Source organism: Niveispirillum sp. (assembly GCF_052437035.1).
Taxonomy (GTDB): Bacteria; Pseudomonadota; Alphaproteobacteria; order Azospirillales; family Azospirillaceae; genus Niveispirillum.
In genome coordinates this window covers 47,970-73,413 of the sequence record NZ_JBQVOH010000008.1, presented here as the reverse complement: position 1 = coordinate 73,413, position 25,444 = coordinate 47,970, and the positions used below count along the sequence as shown (strand labels likewise).

Here is a 25,444-nt window from a genome sequence, read left to right as displayed (position 1 = left end):
CATGATCCTTCGAAACGGTTGATGGCCGAGCGGGGGCGGCCAGGACCGCCCCCGTCAGGCAGGCTCAGTAGGAATATTCAAAGGCCAGCCAGAATTTCCGGCGGTCGGGGAAAGCGCCGTCGCCGTCATAATCGGCATATTTTGCGCTGACCGTGACCTTGGGGCCCAGCTTCACCGCCGCCTCCACATCGATCTCGCTGCCATAGGAACGGTCGATCCTTTCGGCTTCGAAATCATGATACCAGAGGGCGGCGGAAAGGCCGGTGATGGGGCCTGTTGCCAGCTTCGTTTCGTAACCGATACGGCCATAGGCATCGTTGATGCCGTTGGCCGGTGTGGTCAGGAACACATCGGCATAGCCCTGAAACTTGTGCAAGGTGGCCAATGGCGTCGCAAAGCCTCGCCCCCCGTCGCCTTCCAGGCTTTCATAGCCGCCACCGAATGACAGGCCGCCATAGGTGGCAGTCAGTTCCAGTCCGGCATAATCCAGCGAGATGTCGCGGGGGTTGGACTGATAGTCGGTCTGGTGGGCGTATTCGGCGGCATAGGCCAGGGTGATCTTGTCCAACGTATACTTGTCCGCGACGCGCCCGCCATAGGTGGCCGTTGACAGAATCGGCTGTTCCTCCAGGTCCAGGAGATAGGCGTAGCCGGTCACCTTGGCGGCGGGCGACAGGGTCAGGCCGGCATTGAACAGGTGGCTGTCGCCCTCGAACTCGCCCTGCGGGCTTTTATGGCCGAAGACACGGTTGACCTGCGCCACATAGACATAGGTCAGATCCAACTTGTCGATGGCTTGGGTGGTGATTTTCAGGGCATCCAGCGTCTGTTCATTCTGACGAAAGCCGACAGCGCCGATGAAACGCTGGTTATCGAGGTTCAGACGCTGGCGGCCCAGCGTGACGGCGGTCTTGGCGATACCCGTATAGTCCACCTGCAGGCGGTTTAGCTCCATGCCTTCCGGGTCGGCGACCAGGGGACGGCGGGTTTTGCCATTCAGGCCGTCATTGAAGGCGCTGCTGATATGGGCGATGGTTTCCGCCTCTGCCAGCAGGGAGAATCCGTTGATCTTGCCGGTTTGAAAGCCGGTACGGGCGCGGGCCGTCTGGGCATGGGCATCCTGTGCCAGACCCGCCTGATCGACATCTTCCAGGCGGTAGCGGAAATCCAGGATGAACTTGCCCTCCTTCAGCAGGCTGGCGGCATCGCCGGCCAGCACCGGCTGCGCCAACAGGGGAAGGGCCAGGATCAGGGACAGGGCGCGCGCATTTTTCTGCAGCGTCATCTGAGGCTCCAAAATAAAAAAGGCGCCTAAACGATCCGGGGGTGACCCAGATGTTCAGACGCCATTGTCCGGCGGGACCGGCGGACCGGCCCTATGAAGGGGAACCGCCGTTGGTCCCCGCCAGATAGTTAACGCAAGTTTCGTGCCGCAGGTGCGAAGCGCCGTTTTCCTTAAACCGTCATAAAGTTGCGCCCATTTATGGTGCAGTGCCGCATGATTTTTGGGCGCTTAATTGCTGATCATTCCGCCGGCAGCGCATCTGCGATCAGGGCCAGGTTCTGATAGGCGGCCAGCCCCCATTGCGAGACGCCATTGGTGGACATGCCCGCCACCTCATCCACGGGGTTCAGGACGGCGTTGCCGGCAATATGGGTGCGGGTGCCGGCAATCTGTTCACCCTTGTCGGTAAACTCCGTCCAGGCGCGGGCGGCCAGTTTCGGGTCCTTCAGATGATGCGCGGCATAGGCGGTCAGGCGGGAATGAGCCAGACGCAAGCCGCGTCCCTTCACATCCTGGCCGAACTTTGCCCGGAACTCTGCCGTTGGGGCGTTGTAGAAGGTGCAATATTCCAGCCAGGCGGCGCGGTATTCCGGCACATCCAGCAGGGCCAACAGCTCGGCATGCACCTCCACCGCGCCAAACACCGCAGACAGGTGAGAAACACCGATCTTGTCGCCGGGGCCGGAGAATTTACCGGTGTTCGGGTCATAGGGCGCGCCGCCCGCCATCCAGCGATATTTCAGGGCGGCGATGGTGCGCATGCCGTTGGTGATGCGGTCGCGCCAGCGCTTATCGCCTGTGCGTTCCCATTCCGTCAGCCAAGCGGCGGCCAAGGAGGACCAGGTTGTGCCAAATCCTGCCTCGATCACGCCGGGCGGGGCGGGGTCGGGCAGTTTGCGGCTGATATCGACATTGGCCAGCGTGCGGTCGCTGTCCACCAGATCGCGCATCAGGTCGCCCACCCGTTCGTCCGCCGTCAGGTAGTAATAGATGCGGCGATAGGCGGCGTTGGAGACGCGCGGCTGTTTGGAACTGTCGGCCCAATGCTGCACCCCGTGGCGGGTGCCAAAGCCTTTGTAGGGGCCGATATGGCAGACATCAACCTCCCCGGTATGCCGCGTCATGGCCTCGGCCAGACGGAACACGTCCGCCCGGCCCGTGCGCAAGAAGCTGTACCAGAGCCAGAGATCGGGGGAGAGTTCGGAATTGGCCCAGGCATAGCCGCCAATGTCATAGCGCCATTCATGACGGTCGCTGTCATAGGAATGCATGACATCGCCATAGTTCCAGAACCCGTACCAGCGCCGCTGTTCCACCTGATCCCGATAGAGGTTCAGCAGGAAATCGGCCTGATCCTCAATCCGGGAGCGCGCAGGATTGCTGCGGCTGACCAGATCCCAGTCGCCAAAGATGGGTACGGCGCGCAGGCGGGCCGGCGACACCATCAGGCGCGGCGGCGCAGTCAGCAGGCTTGCCACTTCCGTGAACCAGTCGCGGGCCGGGGTGGCCGGCAGGGACCAGAGATGCAGTTCGGTGGTGCGGGCAATGCCATAGGGCCGGCCCCAGCCTTCCTCATAATCCTCGTAAGTGATTTCCAGGGCTTCGCGTTCTTGGCTGTGGGTCTTGATGCCCAGCCCGTCATGATAGAAGCGCAGATCCATGGCAGGGGCGTCGGGCGACCAGAGCCAGGCGGTCAGCTCCGCCATGTCGGTGGCCGCGTTGCGCACATCCAGGCGGGCCGGATGGCGCTTCCAGAAATCCGCCATGGCCAGGGCGGCACCACCCGCCGCCCCGCCGATATAGGTCAGGCCACCCGCGCGGCGGCCCGCCTGTGCGTCGATCCAGCCATGGCCGGGCTTGGTGCGTTTACGGATGGCAAAGCCATCAGCATTGGCCTGTGACAGGGTGAAATCGCCCCAGGTCGGGATCAGGTCCAGACGCTTTGACACTGTTTCCGCCATACCGGACAGGGCCGGGATGGCGCGGCCATCGATCTGTGCCTGACGGTAATCCTTGCCGGGGTCGCGGCGCAGGCCTGTCAAGGGCCGGATGGCCTCTGCCCACAGACCATCACTTTCGCCTGTGAAACGCACATGCCGGTCGTGCGGGGCATCGGACATGGGGACCGACGCGGTAACGCCCAGCCCCCGGATGAAGTCCTTGTTCTCATCCCCGTCAAAGATGAAGGAATGCAGGATGCGCACGGATTCTGCACCGGCATGGAAGTAAAGCCGGATGGTGAAGGGCAGCCAGGAACGCTCGCCATCACGGTGGGAACCTTCCAGCTTCACCACGGCCCGCACTGGCCCCCGCTGTTCCACCGTCACGGCTGTGACGGTGCCGATGGCGCGACGCTGGCTGACGGTTTCGGCCTCTGTCAGGTCGGGTTGATCCTGTGACAGGCAGACAAGGCGCAAGTCGCGCAGAACCGTGCGGCCATCGACGGTGGCGATGTCGATCAGACGATCGCCACGCAGGGGAATGCGCCATTGCCGGGGGCCGGTGCTGACGGTGATGGCTTCGGCCCCTTCGCTGACCTTCACGGGCTGCGCCGGTTCCGCGGCCTTGCCGGTGGACAGGGTCAGGCCAGTGGGACCGGCCCCCGCCCCGATACTGTGCGCCGACCATTTCAGTGATCCGTCGGGCCAGGTGGCCAGCGGCCAGGATTGCACCGGCACCGCCGCCCCCGATCCATCGGTCAGGCGGAAACGCTGTGCCGGCTTATACAGACCCTGCGGCCAGGGAACGCCCCAGGTCTGGCCCGGGTGGCGGGCAGGGGCCGCACCGTCGATCCAGCCGACGGGCGTTTCGGGCGCCGATGGTTTGGCCTGCGCCGCAATGCCGGTCCCACCGCTGGCAAGGGCCGTCAGCGCCGTTGCCTGCATGAATTGCCGCCGGTTGAAGCCAGGCATGTCCATCGTCGTTTCCTTCCCGATCCTAACTTTTACCACAATGTGATACAGCATCCTTAATATTGGAATTCAAATATCATATGAATACGGGTAAGGTAAGACCAAACCGGTTCAGGGAGGAAACATGGCAACCCGGAAATGGCTGATCTCGGCCCTGATGTGCGGTATTGCCGCAATGCCCGCAACGGCACGGCAGATGGAGAAGCTGGACCGTGGTCTGGTGGCGGTTGCCGCCGATGGTGGCGTGCTGGTCGGCTGGCGCCTGCTGGATACCGACCCCGCCGGCATCGGCTTTGACCTGTACCGGGATGGCAGGAAGCTGAACACCAAACCGCTGACCCAGGCCACCAGTTTCCTGGATAAAGGCGCCGATGGCACGGCCCGTTATGAGGTGAGGACGGCGGGGGCAGCCACGGGGGCCAAGGCCCAGGTCTGGCGCGATGGTTACCTGTCGATCCCGTTGCAACCGCCCGCCGATGGCGTCACCCCGGCGGGAGAGGCCTATAGCTACAACGCCAATGACGCCAGCGTCGGCGACCTGGATGGCGATGGGCAGTATGAGATCATCCTAAAATGGGACCCCAGCAATTCCAAGGATAATGCCTTTGGCGGCTATACCGGCCCCGTGATCCTGGATGCGTACAGGTTGGACGGTACGCGGCTGTGGCGCATCGATTTGGGGCCCAACATCCGGGCCGGCGCGCATTATACCCAGTTCCTGGTGATGGATTTCGACGGCGATGGTAAGGCGGAACTGGCGGTGCGGACCAGTGATGGGACGGTGGATGGCACCGGTGCCGTGCTGGGCGATGCCAATGCCGACTGGCGATTCCATGACGGGGAAGTGCCGCAGGCCGACCGCACCGGCGCCACCACCACGCCTGACGGACGTAAGGTGGCACGCGTGCAGGGCCGCATCATGAAGGGGCCGGAATATCTGACGGTCTTTGAAGGGATTACCGGCAAGGCGCTGGCCAGCGCCCCCTATTGGCCCGCCCGCCATCCCCAAACCAATGATCCGACGCCCGATCAGCTGCAGGCCGTCTGGGGTGACGGTTATGCCAACCGCTCCGACCGGTTCCTGGCGGGGGTTGCCTATCTGGACGGCAGCCTGCCCAGCATCGTGATGGCGCGTGGTTACTATACCCGCACCACCCTGGCGGCCTGGGACTGGCGCGATGGCAAACTGACCCCGCGCTGGCAATTCGATAGCGCCACGCCAGGGAAAGAGGCCTTTGGCGGACAGGGCAATCATCAGCTGTCCGTGGCCGATGTCGATGGTGATAGCAAGGATGAGATCATCTATGGCTCAATGGCCCTGGATGATGACGGCAATGGACTATGGTCGTCTGGCCTGCTGCATGGCGACACGATGCATGTGTCGGACCTGGACCCGCTGCGCCCCGGCCTGGAAAAGTTCGGTGTGCATGAGGTGCCGTCACGCAATGGCGGCATCGGCGCCGCCATGCTGGACGCCGCGACGGGTAAGGTCCTGTGGTCCACGCCCACCGACAAGGATACGGGCCGGGGTATCGCCATCGATATCGACCCGCGTTCACCGGGGGCAGAGGCCTGGGCCAGCAATTCGCCCTATCTCTACAGCGCGCAAGGGGCGGTCATCGCCGCTAATCACCCCAAACAGGTGAATTTCGGCCTGTGGTGGGACGGCGACCTGTCGCGCGAACTGTTGGATAAGGAGCAGGTCCTGAAATGGGACTGGCAGAAAGGGGAGGCGGTGCCGCTTCTGTCCCCGCCTGACGTCTCTTCCAACAATGGCACAAAGGCGACCCCGGCCCTGTCCGCCGATATCATCGGTGACTGGCGGGAAGAGGTGATCTGGCGGGCCAAGGATAACAAGTCCCTGCGCATCTACACCACGCCGTTTCCCACGGACTATCGTCTGGTGACCCTGATGCAGGACCCGGTTTACCGCCTGGGTGTGGCGTGGCAGAACGTTGCGTATAACCAGCCGCCGCATACCAGCTACTTCCTGGGCACCGGTATGAAGATGCGGTAACGCCAAATTCGTCCATGCTAAAGATGCGGGCTTGGTGATGGGTAGCGATCGCCAGGATATCCTGTAGGGTGGCTTGCACACCCTACCCCTACCAAAAAAAGCCCCGCCACCATGCCGGTGGCGGGGCTTTTCCTGTCCTGGGCGCCTGATCAGTACTTGTAGCTTACGCCCGTGTAGTAGCGCCTGCCGGAATAGGCCAGTTCGCCCAGGCGGATATCGTCGCCCGACGTGGTGCGTTCGGCCTCGCCCGTCAGGTTCTTGCCTTCGATGAAGAAGGACACGCCCGTGTCGCCCAGGCGGTAGGTGGCCTTGGCATCCAGATAGCCGGTGCCATCGCGGAATACCGGATTGCCCGAGCGTTCGGAAGCGGCCTGCAGCCACTTCGTCCGGCCATTATAGGCGACGCGGACATTGATGCCGTCCTTATCGTAATAGGCGATCAGGTTGTAGCTGTGCGTCGACAGGCCGGGGAAGGGCAGTTCCTCACCGGTCAGCGAGTTGAACAGGCCGACATTCTTGGCCTTGGAATAGGTGTAGTTCACGCTGGCGCCCAGCCCGTCAAAGGGCGAGGGCAGGAAAGTGAAGGCCGTCTGTGCCGACAGTTCCAGGCCGTTGATCTTGGCGCCACGGCCATTGATCGGCATGTTCACGTCGTACAGCGTGCCATCCTTGAACACATCCACGCCGCGCACCAGGGTGCGGGCCAGGATGAAGCTCTTGACGTCCTTATAGAAATAGGCGGCGCTGAGCAGCGTATCCGGGTTCACGTACCAGGCCAGATTGGCGTCGTACTGGTCGGCGCGGTACGGGTCCAGGTTCGGGTTGCCGAAGGTGCATACATCGGCCTGCGTGTCGTTGGTCTCATCGATCACGCAGTTCGGATTGCCCGACGATGCGATCAGGTCGGTCGGCTTCGGACGGGCCATCACCTTGGCATAGCCCAGGCGCGCAATCACTTCATCCGGTACCAGCCCGAACGAGACGTTAAAGGCCGGCAGCGTATCGGTGTACTTTTCCTTCACGGCCACGGCGGTGGAACCGATGGTTTCCGTCGTGATCACCCCGGCGCTGTTGGTGAAGCGGCGGGTCTTGGCCAGGGCGCCGATGGCATCGACCTGCGTCTCCACCACGCGTACGCCGAAATTGCCTTCCACCGGCATGTCGCCGACGTCAAAGGCATAGTTTGCCTTCACATAACCGGCCTTGATGGTCTCGGTCAGGTCATGGGCCGGGATCTGATCAATGCCGTTGGCGCTGCGCACGCGGTCATGGTTGAAGTTGGAGATATCGAACCAGTCGCCGATGGCGGCAACGTTCGGCGCCATCCAGCCCTTGGGGATATTGCCGGTATTGCCGCCGAAGCCGCTGAAGAAGTTCTGCGGCGTCAGGCTGGCGGTGGCCCGGACGAAATCGACCAGACGCTGCGGCGTCCAGATCAGGCCGTTGGTGGCCGTACCCAGCGACACGGTGCTGGTGACATTGGCGGTCGGGATGGCGACGCCGCCCGGCGCGGTGTAACCGCCACCGGCATAGCGGAGCGACCCCGTCTCACGCCACTGGACACCGGTCTCGAGCGTGGTCAGGAACCAGCGATCCACGTCGTAATCAATGTCGAACTTGGCCGAATCCTCGGTAATGTCGACTTCTTCGGGACGGTACTGAACCTCGGCGCCGCCGTTGCGGTAGGTTTCCGGGTTGCTGGGGTCGAAACCCGTCGGGAAGGTGAAGGACGGGATACCATTGTCGGCGATATCGACACGGATGCCCGGCACCGTTGCGCTGATCGCGGCGGAATTGGTGTTGCTGCGCATCGTGGATTCGGACGTGGTATAGAACCCGTTCATCCGCAGCGCATCATGGTTCCAGTTGAAGCCGCCCGTGTAATAGTGGGACTTCAGCTTGTAGTCGAAGCCGCGCATCTGCGACCCGAAGATGCGGCCGGCACCGGTGGTGACCGTCGGCGCCGTTGCGGCGGTGGTCAGACCGATGACATTGTGGTTCTCATCTACCGACACGCCGACCGGATTGATGCGCGACGCCGCCGTCAGGTCGACCGTGTAGTTATAGTCGGTCAGGAACTGGTCACGCTGGTTCCAGTTGATGTCGGTATAGACATCCAGTTCGTCCGTGACCTGATACTGCAGCGTGGTCATCGCCGTGACGCGCTTGTCCTCGCGCTGCCAGATGCCGTAACGCGGAATGCGCGGCGACATATCGTACCATTGCGATTCACAGCTGGTGCGGTTGGCGGCCGTGCTCTGGCTGGCGCAGGCGGCCTTGGTGGCCACACTCTCAAAACCGGCCACATTGCGGGTCTTGTTGGGCGAATTGTCGTAATCAGCCAGCGCCACCCATTCGGTGTTGCGCAGGAAGTCGCCGCGGGTTTCGACATCGTCATAGGTGACATTGACCAGCACGCCGAAGCGGTCGTCCAGGAACTTGTCACCGAAGGTCAGGTTCCCGCGCGGGGTGACATTCTTTTCCAAGTCCAGATACTGACCCGCCGCCGTGACGGCGAACAGCGTCTTCTTCAGCTCCAAGGGCCGGCGCGTCTGTACCGACACGGTGCCGCCGACGCCGCCTTCGGTCATGTCGGCGGTATAGCCCTTGAATACGTCGATGGACTTGATCAGTTCCGACGCCATGTCGCGCAGATCGGACCCGCGCGAGCCTGTACCGGCGCTGCCCAGAACGGAAACGCCATTGATTTCAACGCGGTTCAGGTCCGGCTCGACACCACGGATGGAGACCGACTCACCCTCGCCGAAGGAGCGGGAAAGCTGCACGCCGGTGATACGCTGCAGGGCTTCGCCGACATTCTTGTCCGGGAACTGGGCCACATCTTCGGCCACCAGGCTGTCGACGACCGTGCTGGCTTTCTTCTTGCGGTCGATGGCCGACTGCAAAGAGGCACGGGTACCGACAACGATGATCTCTTCCAGTTCAACCGTCTCAGCCGGGGCGGTCTGCGCCAGGGTGGGCATGGAAACCGCTGTCATCAACAAGCCGAAACCGGCGCTGGCCAGCAGTTTCCCCGACCGCGCCGTGCGGCTCTTCACATACTTCATCTCTCAACTCCTCCCCACAAGGCGGGCCGCCAATCTGATGGGGCGGCCAGGGTGTTTTTGTTGCGTCTTGCGCCATTGGTCGGCGCGATTCCAACATATGGAACGTTGTCCCAAAAATAATATAATACCAAATCATGACATATGAAAGCGCATTGTGAAATTCGCTCCCAAATTTTTGTCAAACTGTTTCAGATATTGAGAAAAAGCCCCGGTCGGGACGGACCCGACCGGGTAGCTATAGGAGGGAAGCAAGGTGAATGATCACCTGCGTATCCAAGGCGCCCGTCAGGTCGGACGGGCGCTGGATACCGGGCGGCGGGGGGCGCCGTCCGGTCTTGTGACGTCTTTCTCGGCCCTGGCACGGCGAGGGTGCTCATGAGCTTGGAAAGGCGTAATCTATTGAAAGGGCCCCGCCTGATTTCAGGAACCGGACGGCGTCAGCTTTCGCCCTGACCATGCGTGATGGTGGGCCTGGAAGCAAGAGAATTTTTCACAATGCAGAATGATTGGCCACATAATGGGATTGTGCGCTATTGATGATTTTTGTGGGCGGCAATAGGGTGGCGATCATCCTGGCCGACGCCAAAATGTGGCCGTTGAAAAAATCTCATATTGTGTGATGTTAATCCACATTGTATGACTAAATTGTATGACATTTGACGAGAGCCCCGCAGAAGGGGCCGCACCATTGGCAAGGGAGTGAATCAATGACGCCCATTGCGTTCCGCATGAAACTGAAGCCCGGACATGTGGCCGAGTATAAGCGCCGCCATGACGTGCTCTGGCCGGATCTGGCCGACGCGCTGCGCGATGCCGGTATCTATGATTACTCCATTTTCCTCGATGAGGAGAGCCTTTCCCTGTTCGCGGTCCTGCGGTTGACGCAAGACAACAAGGCTGACGATCTGCCCAAACTGCCCGTCATGCGCCGCTGGTGGGATTTTATGGCCGACATCATGGATGTGAACCCGGACAACAGCCCCGTTCAGGTGCCGTTGCCCAGCATGTTCTATTTCCCGTGATCGAGGCGCCCCGACCCATGACGCAGATTTCCCGCAATGCGCGCCGTCTGGCGCTGATGCTGGCCCCGCTCCTGTCACCGGTGGCAATGGCGGCGGACGCACCGTCCTATATCCTGACATCCTTCATCAATGGCGATGCCAAATCGATGTCGGTCTACCGCTCCACGGACGCGGTGAATTTCACATTGGAGAAGGCCGAGGCGTTCAAGCCGCCGCAGGGCCTGCTGCGTGACCCCAGCATCATCCGGCACAAGGATGGCTGGTACTATGTTACCTACACGACCGATTGGAACAATGACCTGATCGGTTTTGCCCGGTCGAAGGACCTGAAGGAATGGACCTTCCTGGGCAATCACAAGATTTCCATTCCCGGCACGACCAATTCCTGGGCGCCGGAATGGTTCGTGGATGCGGATGGGTCGGTCCATATCATCCTGGCCGTATCCACCAACGGCCCGAATGGACAGTTCAAGACCTATCGCCTGACCGCCACCGATGACAGCCTGTCCAACTGGACAGCGCCCTCGGTGCTTCACGGTCTGGGCCCCAACCATATCGATGCGAAGATCATCCAAGAGGCGGGCCGCTACTACGCCTTCATCAAGAACGAGACGACCAAGTTCATTGAGCTGGCGACGGCGCCGAAGCTTGATGGTCCTTGGGTGTTCACGCGTACCGGCGACTGGGCCGGGTGGGGCACGCTGGTGGAGGGGCCGGCGGTCGTGAAGCGGCCCGATGGCGGCTGGCGTATCTATTTCGACCAGTATGTCGAGAAACGCTACTGGTACAGCGACAGCATCGGTCCCGGCTTCACCGGCCAATGGGCGCCGAAGGTGGAACTGCCCGGTGGCCTGTCCGGCAAGGTCCGGCATTTCACGGTTCTGAAGGATGAGCCGCCAGCCAAGAAGCCGGTTGCCGCCCCGCTGACCACACCCGTCACCTGGGACCGCTATTCCCTGAAGGTCGGGGGGGAACGGATTTTCAGCTGGGGCGGGGAAATGCACCCGTTCCGCCTGCCCAGCCCCGACCTGTGGCGCGATGTGTTCCAGAAGATGAAGGCGTCCGGGTACAATACCGTCGCCATCTATTTCGGCTGGGGCTATCACTCTCCCAAGCCCGGCGTGTATGATTTCACGGGCGTGCGCGACATGGATCGCGTGCTGACCATGGCCAAGGAGGCTGGGCTTTACGTTATCGTCCGCCCCGGCCCCTACATGAACGCGGAGGTTACGCGTGGCGGCTTCCCCAGCTGGCTGGTCAAGCAGCAGGCCAAGGCCCGCACCGATCATCCCGAATATCTGGCAGCATCCGATGAATGGCTGACAGCCATCAACGCCATCCTGAAGAAGCATCAGATCACCGATGGCGGCGGCACGGTCATCGCCTATCAGATCGAAAATGAATTGGACGTCACACAGCCGACGCAGGCGCGCTATATGCAGCACCTGTATGACAAGGCGCGGGCCGACGGGATCACGGTTCCCATCTTCCACAACGACAAGGGCCGCAACGGCAATTGGGTGCCCAAGGGCAGCAATGTGCCGGGCACGGTGGAGGGGCCGAACGACCTTTACGCCTTTGACGGCTATCCCGGCGGGTCGTGTGATGTTGACGCGACGGTGGGCAAGCCGAACCTCGCCCCCGATTGGGGGATGTACGGTCCTGGCGGTGCCTCTGGCGGCGCCAGCGCGTCGCCCAACACACCGGGCTTTGCGGCGGAATATGGCGGTGGCTGGTTCGATTACTGGGGCAGCAATGGCGCCTATGGCTGCAACGCGCAGCGACTGGGCAGCGGGTACCAGCGGGTCTTCTATGGCACCAACATCGCCAACGGCCTGACCATCCAAAGCTTCTACATGACCTATGGCGGCACCAGCTGGGGCTGGATGCCGGCACCCGTAGTCTACACTTCCTATGATTACGGCTCCGCCATCGACGAGGCGCGAGGCCTGCGGGAAAAGGCGCGTGGCATCAAGCTGATGGGTCATTTCCTGCAAACGGTGAAGGACCTGACGCAGATGGACCGGGCCACCGGTCTGGTCCCCAGCAGCCCGAATGTCCGCCTCTATCACAATGTGAACCCTGAGACGGGCACGCGCCTGCTGGTCGCCACGCATGCGCCCAACAATGCCCAGACGGATGATGTTTTCAGCTTCAAGGCCCCGCTGCCCGATGGCGAATACACTATCCCGCAGGCAGGATCCCTGCGGCTGAAGGGGCATGACGCCAAGCTGTGGCTGGCCGGCTATGATATGGAACGCCAGCGTCTGGTCTATTCCACGTCGGAGCTGTTCACCCATCTGCGCTTTGGCGCGGGCGACCTTGCCCTGTTCTATGGACGGCAGGGGGAGGATGGGGAGATGGTGCTGCGCTACAGCAGCGCCCCCACCGTGACGGTACTGGACGGCAAGGTTGAGAGCGTTTTTGACGCGGCCAAGGGTGACCTGCGCCTGAATTATCTCCATCAGGGTCTGGCCCGCGTGCGGATCAGCGGCGGGGGACGGCCCGACCTGACCCTGCTGCTCGCCGATCTTCCCACCGCCGAGACCTTCTGGCGGCAGGGGACGAAGGATGGCGTACTGCTGCAACGCGGCCCCACCCTGGTCCGTACCGCCGCGGTGAAGGGCAAGACCCTTGACCTGACGGGCGATACTGAAAGTGACAGCCCGCTGGAGGTTTGGGGACCTGCCGCCGTGACGTCCGTGCGCTGGAACGGCGCGTCGGTCCCGGTGGAGAAGGTGGTGGGCGGCAGCCTGATGGCTAAGAAGGACCTGTCCGGTCCCGTGGCGGTCAACCTGCCCGATCTGACCAAGGCTTCATGGCGGTTCCAGGCCGGATCGCCGGAGGCCGCCAAGGATTTCGATGACGGCGCCTGGGCCGTGGCCAAGCCCGGCCGAACCGCCAGCTTTGTTAAGCCGCCGGGTGGTCAGCCGCTGCTGAACATGGATGATTACAACTTCCATCACGGCGATGTCTGGTACCGGGGCCGCTATACCGCACAGGCGGGTGCCTCAAAGCTGGAGCTGCATTACGGGGCCGGGGGTGCCGGCATGGTTCAGGTCTGGCTGGATGGGCGCTATATCGGTCAGCATGTGCTGCCGACCGGCCTGCCGCGCCCGCCGGGCCAGGGGCTGGCGACCTTCACCATTCCGGAAGATTTGCAGACACCGGGCGAGCGCGTACTGTCCGTCATGGTCCGCAACAATTCCCATCATTGGGACCTGGATGTTGATGATCTGCACAAGGAAGCGCGCGGCCTGATCTCCGCCTCGCTGTCCACGCCGACGGGCAAGAGCTTTGCGGTGCCCATCGCATGGAAGATTCAGGGCAATCTGGGTGGCGAGGATATTGCCGATCCCGTACGCGGCGTGTTCAACAATGGCGGCCAGTATGGGGAGCGCAACGGCTGGCACCTGCCGGGCTTTGACGACAAGGGCTGGACGACAGCTTCGGTTCCGGCAAATGCCGCCAAGCCGGGGACGGTCTGGTACCGTACGGAGTTCACGCTTGACCTGCCCAAGGGTCAGGACAGCGCCGTCGGCCTGTCCTTCGGCGATGCCACGGTCCCGCGCTCGGTCGGTTCCTATCGCGTTCTGATTTTCCTGAATGGCTGGAACATGGGGCAGTTCATCGCCGATGTCGGGCCGCAGCGCACCTTTGTGCTGCCCACGGGTATCCTGAACCCCAATGGCAAAAATACACTGGCTCTGGCGGTCACGTCCGACGGCAAGCCGGGCGACACTCTGGAGGCTGTGAAGCTGGTCAGCTTGCGCAATGCACGGTCTTCCCTGACGGTCGGCACGGTCCCGGCGCCGGGATATAAGGAGGTGGTGAAGTGAAAGGACACCCTATCCCTTCTCTCCCCGTCATCCCGGCGAAAGCCGGGACCCAGGGACCGCATGCCCAACCTTTCAGCCTACGCCCAGCGACCCAAACCCTATCGTAGCACGCTTGGCCCCTGGGTCCCGGCTTTCGCCGGGATGATGGGGAGAGGCGGATCGACCAACCCAAGATTACGTATCTAAGAAAGACCATCCCATGCCTAACCTCGCCCATGGCCTGCAGGCCGCAGATGTCACCCGAACCATCGACCTGCTGATCAGCAATCTGGTCGATATCAAGGATGAGACCGGGGAATTCCTGCTGCGGCTGGATGATGGCCGCGTCATCGATACCAAGGGCTGGAACGACTGGGAATGGACCCACGGCATAGGCCTGTACGGGATGTGGAAATATTATGAGATGACGGGCAGCGAGCGTGCCTTTCAGATCATGCTGGACTGGTTCCGCGACCGTTTCGCCGCCGGCACACCGACCAAGAACATCAACACCGTCAGCCCGTTCCTGACGCTGGCCTATCTTTATGAAAAGACGGGCAACCAGACCTATATCCCGTACCTGGACACCTGGGCCGAATGGGTCATGCATGGCCTGCCCAAGACGGAAGAGGGCGGGTTCCAGCATATCGTGTTCAACAGCGAAAACCCGCAGCAGCTGTGGGACGACACGCTGATGATGTCGGTCCTGCCGCTGGCCAAGATCGGCCTGCTGCTGGGCCGCCCGGAATATGTGGAAGAGGCCAAGCGCCAGTTCCTTATCCATATCAAGTATCTGTTCGACACCAAGACGGGCCTGTGGTTCCACGGCTGGACCTTTGATGGTCGCCACAACTTCGCCGATGCCCTGTGGGCGCGCGGCAATTGCTGGGTCACCATCGCCATCCCGGAATTCATTGAGCTGCTGGACCTGAAGGCCGGCGACCCGCTGCGCACCTTCCTGATCGACACGCTGGAAAATCAGGTCAAGGCGCTGGCCAAGTACCAGACCGAGGATGGCCGCTGGCACACGCTGATCAACGACCCGACTTCGTATCTGGAAAGCTCGGCTGCCGCCGGTTTCGCCTATGGCATCATGAAGGCCGTGCGCAAGCGCTATATCAGTGCCGAGTATGAGCCGATGGCCATCAAGGCGGTGCATGCCGTCCTGAACAAGATCGCCCCGGATGGGGAGCTGCAGGAAGTGTCGTTCGGCACCGCGCTCGGCAGCGACCTGCAGTACTACCGCGACGTCAAGCTGACCTCCATGCCCTATGGCCAGTCGCTGGCCATCGTCTGCCTGACGGAAATGCTGCGCCGCTTCATTTGACGCGCCTTTCTTTTCGCCTTCCCGGCCTTCGCCGGGAAGGCAATGAGGAAATTTCAATAAAAATAAAACCCCAGAGGAAACACCGATGAGCCAGCGTAGTGTGAAGCCCATCAATTATCTGGCCTATGGTGCCAACGATATCCTGGGGGCGGGGTCGATGGCCGTGATCAGCGGCTGGATCCTGTTTTTCTACACGACCTTCTGCGGGCTGTCGGCGACGCAGGCGGCGGCGATTTTCGCCATCGCGCGTCTGCTGGACGCCATTGTCAGCCCCATCGTCGGGCACTTGTCCGATAATTTCTATCGCACGCGCCTGGGTCGCCGGTTCGGGCGGCGGCGTTTCTTCCTGATGATCTGCATCCCGCTGGTGCCATCATTCGCCCTGATGTGGGTCAGCGGGCAGGGGTTCTGGTACTGTCTGGCAACCTATGTGCTGTTCGAGACGGTCTATGCCATCGTCCTGATCCCCTACGAAACCTTGGCCGCCGAGATGACCAAGGATTACAAGATCAAGGCGAAGCTGGCCGGCATCCGCATCCTGTTTGCGCAAAGCTCCGCCATCGCCGCCGGCTTCCTGCCTGCCGCCATTGTCGGCTGGGTCGGTGGCAAGGACAGCGCCGATACGTTCCTGATCATGGGCATCATCTTCGCGGTGGCCTTTGCCATCGTGCTGGCCTTCACCTGGGCCTTCACCTATGAGCGGTCGGTGGAAGAGGTGGAGCAGATGAAGGCCGGTGAGCCGGTCCTGACCCTGGGCGACAGCTTCAAGAAGCTGTACAGCGACCTGTTCTCCACCCTGAAAATCCGGGCCTTCCGCTTGCATCTGGGCATGTATCTGGGCGGCTATATCAGCCAGGACGTGTTCAACGCCGTCTTCACCTATTTCATCGTGTTCGTACTCGCGGGGTCAGTGTCGGAGGCGTCGAACCTGCTGGGCAGCATGTATATCGCGCAGCTTTTCGCGGTGGCGATGTTCATCCAGCTTTGCCTGCGCTTCCATCCCGCCCCCTCCTACCGGCTGGCGGTCTGTTTCTATATCCTGGGCGTGATCGGCTTCCTGTCGATCCATTTCTTCCGACCGGAGAACCTGCATCTGTGGCTGTTCGTGCCCATCATCCTGTCGGGCCTGGGCCGGGGTGGTCTGAACTACATCCCCTGGAACACCTATAACTACATGGCCGATGTGGATGAGGTTGTGACGGCCAAGCGGCGCGAGGGGATTTTCGCTGGCGTCATGACCTTCATCCGCAAGGCGACGCAAGCCGGTGCCGTGATGGGCGTGGGCCTGATCCTGGAGGCCGGTGGCTTTATGCCCAAGGCGCCCGTGCAGAGCGATCAGGCCATCACCACCATCTTGGCCGTGATGGGTATCGGCACCATCGGCGTGCTGCTGGCCGGCTTCGCGGTGTCCCGCCGCTTCCGCCTGGACGGGCCGCGCCATGTGATCCTGATGGAAGAAATCGCCCGCTTCAAGGAAGGCCGCATGGATACCACACCCGACCGCCGCGCCATCCTGGAAGACCTGACCGGGTGGAAGTATGAGCGGCTGTGGGGGCGGTGAGGGGCTAATTTCCCGTCATCCCGGCGGAAGCCGGGACCCAGGGGCCAAACGCCCGACCTGTCCGCAGCCTAGTGTGAAGCAGCATAGATGTTTTCACCGTGACCCCTGGGTCTCGGCTTTCGCCGGGATGACGAATTGAGGGGAAGGTCGGGTAATCCAAAGAACAGCAGTACGGGAGACGTCCATGACCAGCCTGCCCATCGTCGATCCCCACATGCATCTGTGGGATTTCACGCGTCAGCATTATTCCTGGCTGATGGACAGGCCATTGCCGTCCAACGCCGCCGGCAATGTGGAACCCATCGCCAAGCCCTATGGTCTTTCCGAATATCTGGCCGATACGGCAGGTTTTGACGTGCGCGGCCTGGTGCATGTGGAGGCAGGCGCCAGCACCGCCCATTCGCTGGCGGAGACGCAGTGGCTGCAGGGCGTGGCGGATGAGGGGCGGTTGCCCATGGCGCTGGTAGCCTTTGCCGCGCTGAACGATCCCGATGTGGAGAAGCTGCTGGCCGCACATGCCGAGCATGGGGCGGTGCGCGGTATCCGCCATATCATCAACTGGCACAGTGATCCGGCCAGGACCTATTCCACGCGCGACGTGATCGGCGATGCAGACTGGCAGCGTGGTTACGCGCTGCTGGCCAAGTACGTCCTGTCCTTCGACCTGCAAATCTACCCGTCCCAGATGGCGGTGGCAGCGGAACTGGCGGCACGGCACCCGGACATTCCCGTCATCCTGAACCATGCGGGCATGCCCACCGATCAGGATGCGGACGGGTTGGCGCTGTGGCGTAAGGGTCTGGCCCTGCTGGCGGCACAGCCCAATGTGGCGATCAAGATATCCGGTCTGGCCATGATCGACCGGCAATGGACGGTGGACAGCCTGCGCCCCTTTGTGCTGCACGCCATCGATGCTTTTGGGACCGATCGTGCGATGTTTGCCAGCAACTTCCCCGTCGACAAGCTGTATGGCGGGTTCGGCGCGCATTATGCCGCCTATGACGCCATCACGGCGGATTTCACTGATGCCGAACGCCGCGCAATGTTCGCCGGCAATGCCGCCCGCCTCTATCGTCTGGCGGTGACGCTGTGAGGGGGCTGACACGGCGCGAGCTGGGCCTGTCGGCGCTGGCCACCGGTGCCCTGTTCGCCCTGCCGGCGGGGGCAGCGGTGGGGCCGGAACGGCAGGGTGACTATATCCTGGGTGCCGACATCTCCTGGATACCGGAGGATGAGGCGGCGGGGGCTGAATATTACCTGGACGGCCAGCGCCAGGATATCTTCACCATCCTGACGGGGGCCGGGTTCAACTGGGTCCGGTTGCGTTTGTTCGTGAACCCGGAAAATGGCTATTCGGCGGGCAAGAAGGACAGTCCCTGGTGCGGGCTGGAGCAGACGATCAAACTGGCCCGGCGGGTGAAGGCGGCGGGGATGAAGATCGCCCTGACCTTCCATTATTCCGATACCTGGGCCGACCCGCAGCATCAGAACAAACCAGCGGCTTGGGCGAACCTGTCCTTCCCCGATCTGGTGAAGGCGGTAGAGGCGCATACGCGCGACAGCCTGACCGCCATGAAGGCGGCGGGTGTGCTGCCCGATATGGTGCATGTCGGGAACGAGGTGACGTTCGGCATGCTGTGGCCGGAGGGGCGCGTAGCCCTGCCGGTGCCGACCGGCAACCCCGCCACCGATGCAGTGCATCTGAAGCCCGAAGGCATTGGCGGCTATGATCAGTTCGCCACCCTGCTGAAGGCTGGGATCAAGGCGACACGGGAGGTCGCACCCCAGGCCAGCATCATGCTGCACAACCATCTGGGCCGGCATTGGGTGATCGTGCGGGAATGGACCGACGCGCTGCTGTCGCGCGGGGTGGATTTCGATCTGGTCGGATTCTCCTGTTACCAGCAGTTGGCAGAGGGCGATTGGGAACGGACCTTTACGGAGTTCGTGAAGCGCTACTCCAAACTGGGTTTCTGTGCGGTGGAATATTCCGGCCGCAAGGAATACCTGAACGATCTGGTCTTCAATGCGCCCGGCAAGCGCGGCTGGGGCAGCTTCATCTGGGAGCCGACCCGGCATCAGGAAGCCGTCTTCGACAAGGAGGGCCGCAATGCCGGCGGCGGGGCCAAGCCCAACCTTCTGTCACAAGGTATCAACGCCGCCGAGGCGCCAGGGGCCGTTCAGCCCGGCACAACCCCGCCCCCGCCACCCCCCGCCGGTCCGCCGCGCCATGGTGAGGGTGGCCGGTATGACGCGAACCAGTTCCTGACCCTCTATCGCGGCCTGTCGCGGAAATATGGGGGCAGGTGATGCATGGGACCTCTCCCATCGTCATCTCGGAGAAAGTTGGGAAGGCGGTTAGGACTTGTCTGGTCTTTCTAAGCCTCGGGATCGCCATGCCCGCCCTCGCCGAACCCGACCGCTGGGAATTCCGCTTCACCGGCAAGGGCGATGGCACGCCCGTGTCGGCGGCAGAAACCTATGACCCTGCCAAGGGTTATGGGTTTGAACCTGGCTTTGCGCCCGATAGGGACAAGCCGTTCCTGTTCTCCGTCAAGGTGCCAGAGGGCAATTACCGGGTCACGGTGACTCTTGGCAACGCCAGGGCCAAGGCGCGAACCAGCGTGAAGGCGGAAAGCCGCCGTCTGATGCTGTGGGGGGTGGAGACGGGCAAGGGCCGGTTCGATACCCGCTCCTTCATCGTCAATGTCCGTACCACCTCACTGCCGCCCCCGCCGCAGAACGCCCCCGGTGGTACCGCCGTGCGCATCAATGAGCGGGAGGTGGGGAAGCTGCATTGGGATGACAAACTGACCCTTGAATTTGCCGACACGGCGCCGCGTGTCGCCGCCGTGCGGGTGGAGAAGGTTGACGTTCCAACTGTTTACCTGGCCGGCGACAGCACCGTGACGGATCAGCCCGCCGAACCGGGCGCCAGTTGGGGCCAGATGCTGACCAGCATGCTGACGCCCGACATCGCGGTCGCCAACCATGCCGAGTCCGGCGAAACGATGAAGAGCTTTATCACTGGTCTGCGCCTGGACAAGATATTGTCCAGTATCAAGTCTGGCGACACGTTGCTCATCCAGTTCGGGCATAATGACAGCAAGGCCGCATGGCCGCAGACCTATGTCGATGCTGCCTCGACATATCCCGCCTATTTGCGCGTCTTCATCGCGGAGGCGAGGCGGCGGGGGGCGGTGCCGGTGCTGGTCACCTCTCCCCATCGCCGCACTTTTGATGCTGCGGGCCGCATCACCAACAGCCATGGCGATTATCCCGACGCCGTGCGCCGGGTGGGTCGGGAAGAAGGCGTGGCCGTGATCGACCTGAACGCGATGTCCAAGGAAATCTATGAGGCATTGGGGCCGGACATCGCCCCGCGTGCCTTCAGCAATGGCGGCAAGGACCTCACGCACCACAATAATTACGGCGCCTGGCTGCTGGCCCGTGCCGTGGTGGCGGGGATCGCGGCCAGCGACCTGCCCCTGAAATCCCATATCCGCCCCGACCTGCCGCCATTCGACCCCAGGCACCCGCCGGGACCTGACACGCTGATCCTGCCGGAAAGCCCGATCCGGTCGGATTTGACGCCACGGGGCAATTGATCGCCTGAGCCTTGCGAAGGATGTGACCATGAACCGCCGCCAGCTTCTTTCCGCCGCTGCCGCGACCGCCCTGGTGACGGGGGTGGCCGCAACCGCCAATGCTGCCGACGCGCCGGGAACGGTGTTGCCGCTATGGCCTGGTAAGCCGCCGGGCGGGGAGAAGGTCACGGTCACGCAGTCAGAGATTGCGCGGTCGGACGACCCGCGGTTCAAGGATGTGGCCATCCTGAATGTCACGCAGCCCAACCTGACCCTGTTCCGTCCGGCCAAGCCCAACGGGGCCGCCATGCTGATCATTCCCGGCGGCGGGTATCAGCGGGTGGTGGTGGGCAAGGAAGGGTATGATATCGCGCAATGGCTGGTCGGGGCGGGGATCACCGTCTATGTCCTGCTCTACCGTCTGCCCGCCGATGGCTGGACCGCAGGTCCGGACGCGCCGTTGCAGGATGCACAACGGGCCATTCGTGTGATGCGGTCACAGGCCGGGACCTATGGGTTCGATCCCAACCGCATCGGTGTCATGGGCTTTTCCGCCGGCGGGCATCTGGCGGCCATGGCGGCCACACGTTATGGGAAGCAGACCTATGCGCCCGTGGATGCGGCGGATGCGCTGTCTGCCCGGCCCGATATCGCGGCGCTGGGCTATCCCGTCATTTCCATGCTGCCCGGTATCACCCATGGCGGGTCGGCCAAGCAGATGTTGGGCGACAACCCCAGTGCCGCGAAGATAAAGGAATTTTCCGCTGACAAGGGCGTGCCCGCAGACGCGCCCCCCACCTTCATCACCCATGCCGCCGATGATGGCGCGGTGCCGGTGGAAAACGCGCTTCTGATGTATGCGGCCCTGCGGGCGCAGAAGGCCAAGGTCGCCATGCATCTGTTTGAGGCGGGTGGGCATGGGTTCGGTCTGCGTGCGGAAAAGGCCGCCCCGGTGGCCGCTTGGCCGCAACTGTTCCTGGATTGGAGCCGGACGCATGGCTTTGCGTAAGTTGTTGGCCCCGGCATTTCTGCTGGCCACCCTCACCACCCCCAGCTTTGCCGACGCGCCCAAACCCCTGTTCCGCGATCCCGTGTTTGACGGGGCGGCGGATGCGTCGCTGGTCTATGACCCTGGCGGGCGGCAATGGGTGATGTTCTACACCAACCGCCGCGCCACACTGGCGGGGGCGCAGGGAGTGGAATGGGTGCATGGCACGCGTATCGGGCGGGCCGTGTCCAAGGACGGCGGCAATAGCTGGACCTATGACGGCACCGCCGACATCCGTTATGGCAGCGGTGAGGACATCACCTATTGGGCGCCCAATGTCGAATATATCGGCGGGCAATGGCACATGTTCCTGACCATCGTGCCGGGCGTGTTCAAGGATTGGAATGCCAGCCGGGAGATCGTGCATCTGATCAGCCGCGATCTGAAGGTCTGGGATTTTGCCGGCAAGGTCGATCTGGGGTCGGACCGGGTGATCGACGCGGCCGTGCACCCGCTGCCGGGCGGCGGCTGGCGCCTCTGGTACAAGGATGAGCGCGATGGGTCCGCCACCCATTATGCCGACAGCAAAGATTTGAAGACCTGGACCCATGGCGGCGTCGCCGTGAAGACGCGCGGGGAGGGGCCGCAGATCATTGAATGGCAGGGCTGGTACTGGCTGATCATGGATGCCTGGGATGGGCTGGGCGTCTATCGCTCCAAGGACCTGACCAACTGGCAACATCAGCCCGATAATTTGCTGAAACAGCCGGGCAGCGCCCTGACTGATCGGGCCAAGGGCGGGCATCCCGATATGGTGGTCAGTGGAGGCCGCGCCTTCCTGTTCTATTTCGTGCAGCAGGGTGGAGAGCCGGAGGCGGCCAATGACCCGACATGGCAGCGCCGGTCGGTGATCCAGGTCGCCGAACTGCGCTTCCAGGATGGCTGGTTGACCGCCGACCGCGAAGCACCGGTAGATGTAAGGCTGCTGCCGCCATGACAAAATGGATTGATATCCGTGACCATGGCGCCGTGGGCGATGGAGTGGCCATCGACAGCCCCGCCATCAACCGCGCCATCCAGGCCGCTGCCGCCGCAGGGGGCGGGGCGGTGCGCGTGCCGGCGGGTGTGTGGCTGTGCTTCTCCATCCGGTTGGCGGCGCATGTCCGGCTTCATCTGGACGCAGGGGCGGTGATCTGCGCCGCGGTGCCAGGCGTTTTGGGTACCTATGACCTGCCGGAAGCCAATCCGCACGACCTCTATCAGGATTTCGGCCATTCCCATTGGCACAACAGCCTGATCTGGGGCCAGGGGCTGACCGATATCGCCATCACCGGCCCCGGCCTGATCGACGGGCACGGCCTCACCTCCAAGGGGCCGGGGGCGAAATGGGCCAAGCGTAAAGGGTATTTCCCCGAAAGCATGGCGGGGATGAGTGCCGCCGAACTTGCCGCCGAGGACCCGGAAGAGGCGGCGATGCAGGGCCAGGGCAACAAGGCCATCGCCCTTAAACATTGCACCCGTGTCATGCTCAGCGATTTCACCATCGCCAAGGGCGGACATTTCGCGGTGCTGGCCACAGGTGTCGATCACCTGACCATCAGCCGCCTGCGCATCGATACCGACCGTGACGGGCTTGACCTGGATTGTGTGCGCCACTGCACCGTCAGCCATTGCCGCATCAACACGCCCAATGATGATGCCATCGTCCTGAAATCCTCCCTTGCGCTGGGGATAGTACGACCCACGGCGCATGTGCGCATCCATGATTGCCACGTCAGCGGCTTTGATCCCGGTTCCATGCTGGACGGCACCTTCCGCCGTACCCAAGACAAGGCCCCCGATCAGGATGGGATGACGGGGCGTATCAAGCTGGGCACCGAAAGCAATGGCGGCTTTCACGATATCGAAATCAGCCGCTGCACCTTTGAACGCTCACGCGGGTTGGCGCTGGAAACGGTGGATGGGGGCATGCTGACCGATGTGCGGGTCAGCGACATCACCATGCGGGAGATCACGACGGCGGCCCTGTTCATCTATGCCGGGGCGCGGATGCGCGCACCGGAGGGCACGCCGCCCGGTGGCATCCGGGGTGTCCGGATCGAACGGGTGCGGGCAACCGATGTCGATCCGCGCTTTGCCAGCATCATCGCGGGGCAGGCGGGAAATCCGGTGCGCGATGTGGTGCTATCGGATATCGACATCACCTATCGTGGTGGCCTGTCCGCCCTGGACGCGCCCGTGCCGGAAAAGCCCGACGCCTATCCCGAACCCAGCATGTTCGGCCCGCTGCCGGCCTGGGGCCTTTTCGTCCGTCACGCGGCGGACGTGCGGGTACAGGGCGCCAGCCTTTCCACGACCCAGCCCGATGGCCGCCCGGCCCTATGGCTCGACGATGTGGAAGCTGTGCATTTTGAACAGGTCAATCTGAATAACGACGTTGCGACCCCGCCCCTGGTCTGCCGGGATGTGCGCGGCCTGACGGGGGAGATGATGCCATGATGTTAAAGCGCTTGGGTTTGGCGGCCCTGGCCCTGCTGGCCGGCCTGTCGGTATCGGCGGATGAGGTGCCGCGTGAATGGGTGGACAAGGATACGGGCCACCGTGTCATCCGCCTGTCGACGGAGCCGGGGACCCGCAGCCTGTATTTCCATCAGAATGGCTACACGCCCGACGGCAAGACCCTGATCGTCACCAATCCGGGCGGCATCGACACGATCAACCTCGCGACCCGCGTGCAGAAGCGGCTGGTGGCCGGTGCCGACCTGAACCTGCTGTTCACGGGGCCGAAAACCGGCCGTGTCTTCTTCACCCGCAAACCGCAACTGGCTGAGGGGGAGGGGGTGGAGGTCTTCGCCGCCGACCCCGCGACGGGCAAGGTGGCGAAGGTCGCGCATGTGAAAAAGGGGCAGATCGGGTCCATCAATGCCGATGAAACCCTGCTGCTGGGTGTGCTGGCCGAGCGCAAGTTCGAGCTGCAGCCCGGTGCGCCCGACCCGAAGAATACCCGCTTCGACAATCACTATGAATATGTCGGGCCGGACGGCAAGCCCATGGTCTATGCCGATGCCAAGGAGGTGCGGCTTTACCAGCGGCTGGAGGCGCGGGTGCCGATGGAGATATTCACCATCGACCTGAAGACGGGTGCGCAGCGCACGGTCCACAAGGCCACGGACTGGCTGAACCATCTGCAATTCTCCCCCATCGATCCCACGCTGATCATGTTCTGTCATGAGGGGCCGTGGCACCGGGTGGACCGTATCTGGACCATCCGTACCGATGGCACCGGCCTGACCAAGATCCATACCCGCACCATGAATATGGAAATCGCCGGGCATGAGTTCTTCAGCGCCGATGGCAAGACCATCTGGTACGACCTGCAAACCCCGCGCGGGGAGGATTTCTGGCTGGCCGGATATGAAATCGCCACGGGTAAGCGCACCTGGTACCACCTGACCCGCGATGAATGGTCGGTACATTTCAACGTCTCGCGCGATGGCACCCTGTTCGCGGGCGATGGCGGCGATGCGGAGATGGTGGCCAAGGCCAAGGATGGCAAATGGATTTACCTGTTCCGGCCCGAAGGCATTCCCGATGTCGCCGGTATCCACGCCCCCAATGCCGATGACCTGATCCGCCCCGGCGTGCTGCGGGCAGAGAAACTGGTTAACATGAAGGATCATGATTACCGGCTGGAACCCAACATCACCTTCACGCCAGATGGGAAATGGATCATCTTCCGCGCCAACATGCATGGTGACGTGCATGTCTATGCGGTAGAGGTGGCAAAGCCCTGACGGGCGCAGCCCCTTGGTTTTCCACAATTTTCACCCATGCGCACCCCGTCCCCGACCTTGCTGTT

Annotated in this window: 15 protein-coding genes; 12 read left to right on the top strand and 3 right to left on the bottom strand. The window is 62.6% G+C overall.

Annotation, left to right across the window (positions count from 1 at the left end):
- Positions 1 to 64 precede the first annotated feature (64 nt).
- Both ACT6Q8_RS18865 and ACT6Q8_RS18860 read right to left on the bottom strand, forming a co-directional pair.
- Positions 65 to 1,285, bottom strand: coding sequence for a hypothetical protein (locus ACT6Q8_RS18865; RefSeq protein ID WP_444733698.1), 1,221 nt, complete (start codon positions 1,283 to 1,285; stop codon positions 65 to 67).
- A 239-nt stretch (positions 1,286 to 1,524) separates the two neighbouring features.
- The gene (locus ACT6Q8_RS18860; protein ID WP_444733699.1) at positions 1,525 to 4,203 is read right to left on the bottom strand and encodes an exo-rhamnogalacturonan lyase family protein; all 2,679 of its coding nucleotides are present in this window, start codon (positions 4,201 to 4,203) and stop codon (positions 1,525 to 1,527) included.
- 118 nt (positions 4,204 to 4,321) lie between these two features.
- Between ACT6Q8_RS18860 and ACT6Q8_RS18855 the strand changes: the two genes are divergently transcribed.
- The gene (locus tag ACT6Q8_RS18855; protein ID WP_444733700.1) at positions 4,322 to 6,214 is read left to right on the top strand and encodes a rhamnogalacturonan lyase; all 1,893 of its coding nucleotides are present in this window, start codon (positions 4,322 to 4,324) and stop codon (positions 6,212 to 6,214) included.
- A 149-nt stretch (positions 6,215 to 6,363) separates the two neighbouring features.
- Here the strand turns inward: ACT6Q8_RS18855 and ACT6Q8_RS18850 are convergent, their stop codons facing one another.
- On the bottom strand, positions 6,364 to 9,282 hold the full coding sequence (locus ACT6Q8_RS18850; RefSeq protein ID WP_444733701.1) for a TonB-dependent receptor: 2,919 nt from the start codon (positions 9,280 to 9,282) through the stop codon (positions 6,364 to 6,366).
- A 707-nt stretch (positions 9,283 to 9,989) separates the two neighbouring features.
- Between ACT6Q8_RS18850 and rhaM the strand changes: the two genes are divergently transcribed.
- The 11 genes from rhaM (at position 9,990) to ACT6Q8_RS18795 (ending at position 25,379) form a co-directional block, all read left to right on the top strand.
- Entirely contained in the window at positions 9,990 to 10,304 is a 315-nt protein-coding gene (gene rhaM, locus ACT6Q8_RS18845) for an L-rhamnose mutarotase (protein ID WP_054167726.1), read from the top strand.
- A 17-nt stretch (positions 10,305 to 10,321) separates the two neighbouring features.
- Positions 10,322 to 14,143 carry a beta-galactosidase gene (locus tag ACT6Q8_RS18840; RefSeq protein ID WP_444733702.1) on the top strand — a complete coding sequence of 1,274 codons (3,822 nt, stop codon included), beginning with the start codon at positions 10,322 to 10,324 and terminating at the stop codon, positions 14,141 to 14,143.
- A gap of 199 nt (positions 14,144 to 14,342) precedes the next feature.
- A complete protein-coding gene (gene bglB / locus ACT6Q8_RS18835; RefSeq protein WP_054167727.1) occupies positions 14,343 to 15,449 on the top strand; it encodes a beta-galactosidase BglB in 1,107 nt (368 codons plus the stop codon).
- Between the two features lie 85 nt (positions 15,450 to 15,534).
- The gene (locus ACT6Q8_RS18830) at positions 15,535 to 17,010 is read left to right on the top strand and encodes an MFS transporter (RefSeq protein WP_444733703.1); all 1,476 of its coding nucleotides are present in this window, start codon (positions 15,535 to 15,537) and stop codon (positions 17,008 to 17,010) included.
- A 184-nt stretch (positions 17,011 to 17,194) separates the two neighbouring features.
- Positions 17,195 to 18,103 carry an amidohydrolase family protein gene (locus ACT6Q8_RS18825; protein WP_444733704.1) on the top strand — a complete coding sequence of 303 codons (909 nt, stop codon included), beginning with the start codon at positions 17,195 to 17,197 and terminating at the stop codon, positions 18,101 to 18,103.
- Positions 18,100 to 19,320, top strand: a complete 1,221-nt coding sequence (locus ACT6Q8_RS18820) for a glycosyl hydrolase 53 family protein (protein ID WP_444733705.1) — start codon at positions 18,100 to 18,102, stop codon at positions 19,318 to 19,320. The genes ACT6Q8_RS18825 and ACT6Q8_RS18820 overlap by 4 nt, the downstream gene beginning before the upstream one ends.
- An 86-nt stretch (positions 19,321 to 19,406) precedes the next feature.
- Positions 19,407 to 20,618: a rhamnogalacturonan acetylesterase gene (locus tag ACT6Q8_RS18815; RefSeq protein ID WP_444733706.1), complete on the top strand. Its 1,212-nt coding sequence runs from the start codon at positions 19,407 to 19,409 to the stop codon at positions 20,616 to 20,618.
- 28 nt (positions 20,619 to 20,646) lie between these two features.
- On the top strand, positions 20,647 to 21,606 hold the full coding sequence (locus ACT6Q8_RS18810; protein ID WP_444733707.1) for an alpha/beta hydrolase: 960 nt from the start codon (positions 20,647 to 20,649) through the stop codon (positions 21,604 to 21,606).
- On the top strand, positions 21,593 to 22,582 hold the full coding sequence (locus ACT6Q8_RS18805) for a hypothetical protein (RefSeq protein ID WP_444733708.1): 990 nt from the start codon (positions 21,593 to 21,595) through the stop codon (positions 22,580 to 22,582). Before ACT6Q8_RS18810 ends, ACT6Q8_RS18805 begins: the two co-directional genes overlap by 14 nt.
- Positions 22,579 to 24,084 (top strand): rhamnogalacturonidase, encoded by a 1,506-nt coding sequence (locus tag ACT6Q8_RS18800; RefSeq protein WP_444733709.1) that lies wholly within the window; start codon positions 22,579 to 22,581, stop codon positions 24,082 to 24,084. Before ACT6Q8_RS18805 ends, ACT6Q8_RS18800 begins: the two co-directional genes overlap by 4 nt.
- A complete protein-coding gene (locus ACT6Q8_RS18795) occupies positions 24,081 to 25,379 on the top strand; it encodes an oligogalacturonate lyase family protein (RefSeq protein WP_444733710.1) in 1,299 nt (432 codons plus the stop codon). Before ACT6Q8_RS18800 ends, ACT6Q8_RS18795 begins: the two co-directional genes overlap by 4 nt.
- Positions 25,380 to 25,444 lie beyond the last annotated feature (65 nt).

Bases quoted from the DNA above. Each gene is read 5' to 3' on its own strand.
- ACT6Q8_RS18865 (WP_444733698.1), bottom strand. From the start codon at position 1,285: ATGACGCTGCAGAAAAATGCGCGCGCCCTGTCCCTGATCCTGGCCCTT.
- ACT6Q8_RS18860 (WP_444733699.1), bottom strand. From the start codon at position 4,203: ATGGACATGCCTGGCTTCAACCGGCGGCAATTCATGCAGGCAACGGCG.
- ACT6Q8_RS18855 (WP_444733700.1), top strand. From the start codon at position 4,322: ATGGCAACCCGGAAATGGCTGATCTCGGCCCTGATGTGCGGTATTGCC.
- ACT6Q8_RS18850 (WP_444733701.1), bottom strand. From the start codon at position 9,282: ATGAAGTATGTGAAGAGCCGCACGGCGCGGTCGGGGAAACTGCTGGCC.
- rhaM (WP_054167726.1), top strand. From the start codon at position 9,990: ATGACGCCCATTGCGTTCCGCATGAAACTGAAGCCCGGACATGTGGCC.
- ACT6Q8_RS18840 (WP_444733702.1), top strand. From the start codon at position 10,322: ATGACGCAGATTTCCCGCAATGCGCGCCGTCTGGCGCTGATGCTGGCC.
- bglB (WP_054167727.1), top strand. From the start codon at position 14,343: ATGCCTAACCTCGCCCATGGCCTGCAGGCCGCAGATGTCACCCGAACC.
- ACT6Q8_RS18830 (WP_444733703.1), top strand. From the start codon at position 15,535: ATGAGCCAGCGTAGTGTGAAGCCCATCAATTATCTGGCCTATGGTGCC.
- ACT6Q8_RS18825 (WP_444733704.1), top strand. From the start codon at position 17,195: ATGACCAGCCTGCCCATCGTCGATCCCCACATGCATCTGTGGGATTTC.
- ACT6Q8_RS18815 (WP_444733706.1), top strand. From the start codon at position 19,407: ATGCCCGCCCTCGCCGAACCCGACCGCTGGGAATTCCGCTTCACCGGC.
- ACT6Q8_RS18810 (WP_444733707.1), top strand. From the start codon at position 20,647: ATGAACCGCCGCCAGCTTCTTTCCGCCGCTGCCGCGACCGCCCTGGTG.
- ACT6Q8_RS18805 (WP_444733708.1), top strand. From the start codon at position 21,593: ATGGCTTTGCGTAAGTTGTTGGCCCCGGCATTTCTGCTGGCCACCCTC.
- ACT6Q8_RS18800 (WP_444733709.1), top strand. From the start codon at position 22,579: ATGACAAAATGGATTGATATCCGTGACCATGGCGCCGTGGGCGATGGA.
- ACT6Q8_RS18795 (WP_444733710.1), top strand. From the start codon at position 24,081: ATGATGTTAAAGCGCTTGGGTTTGGCGGCCCTGGCCCTGCTGGCCGGC.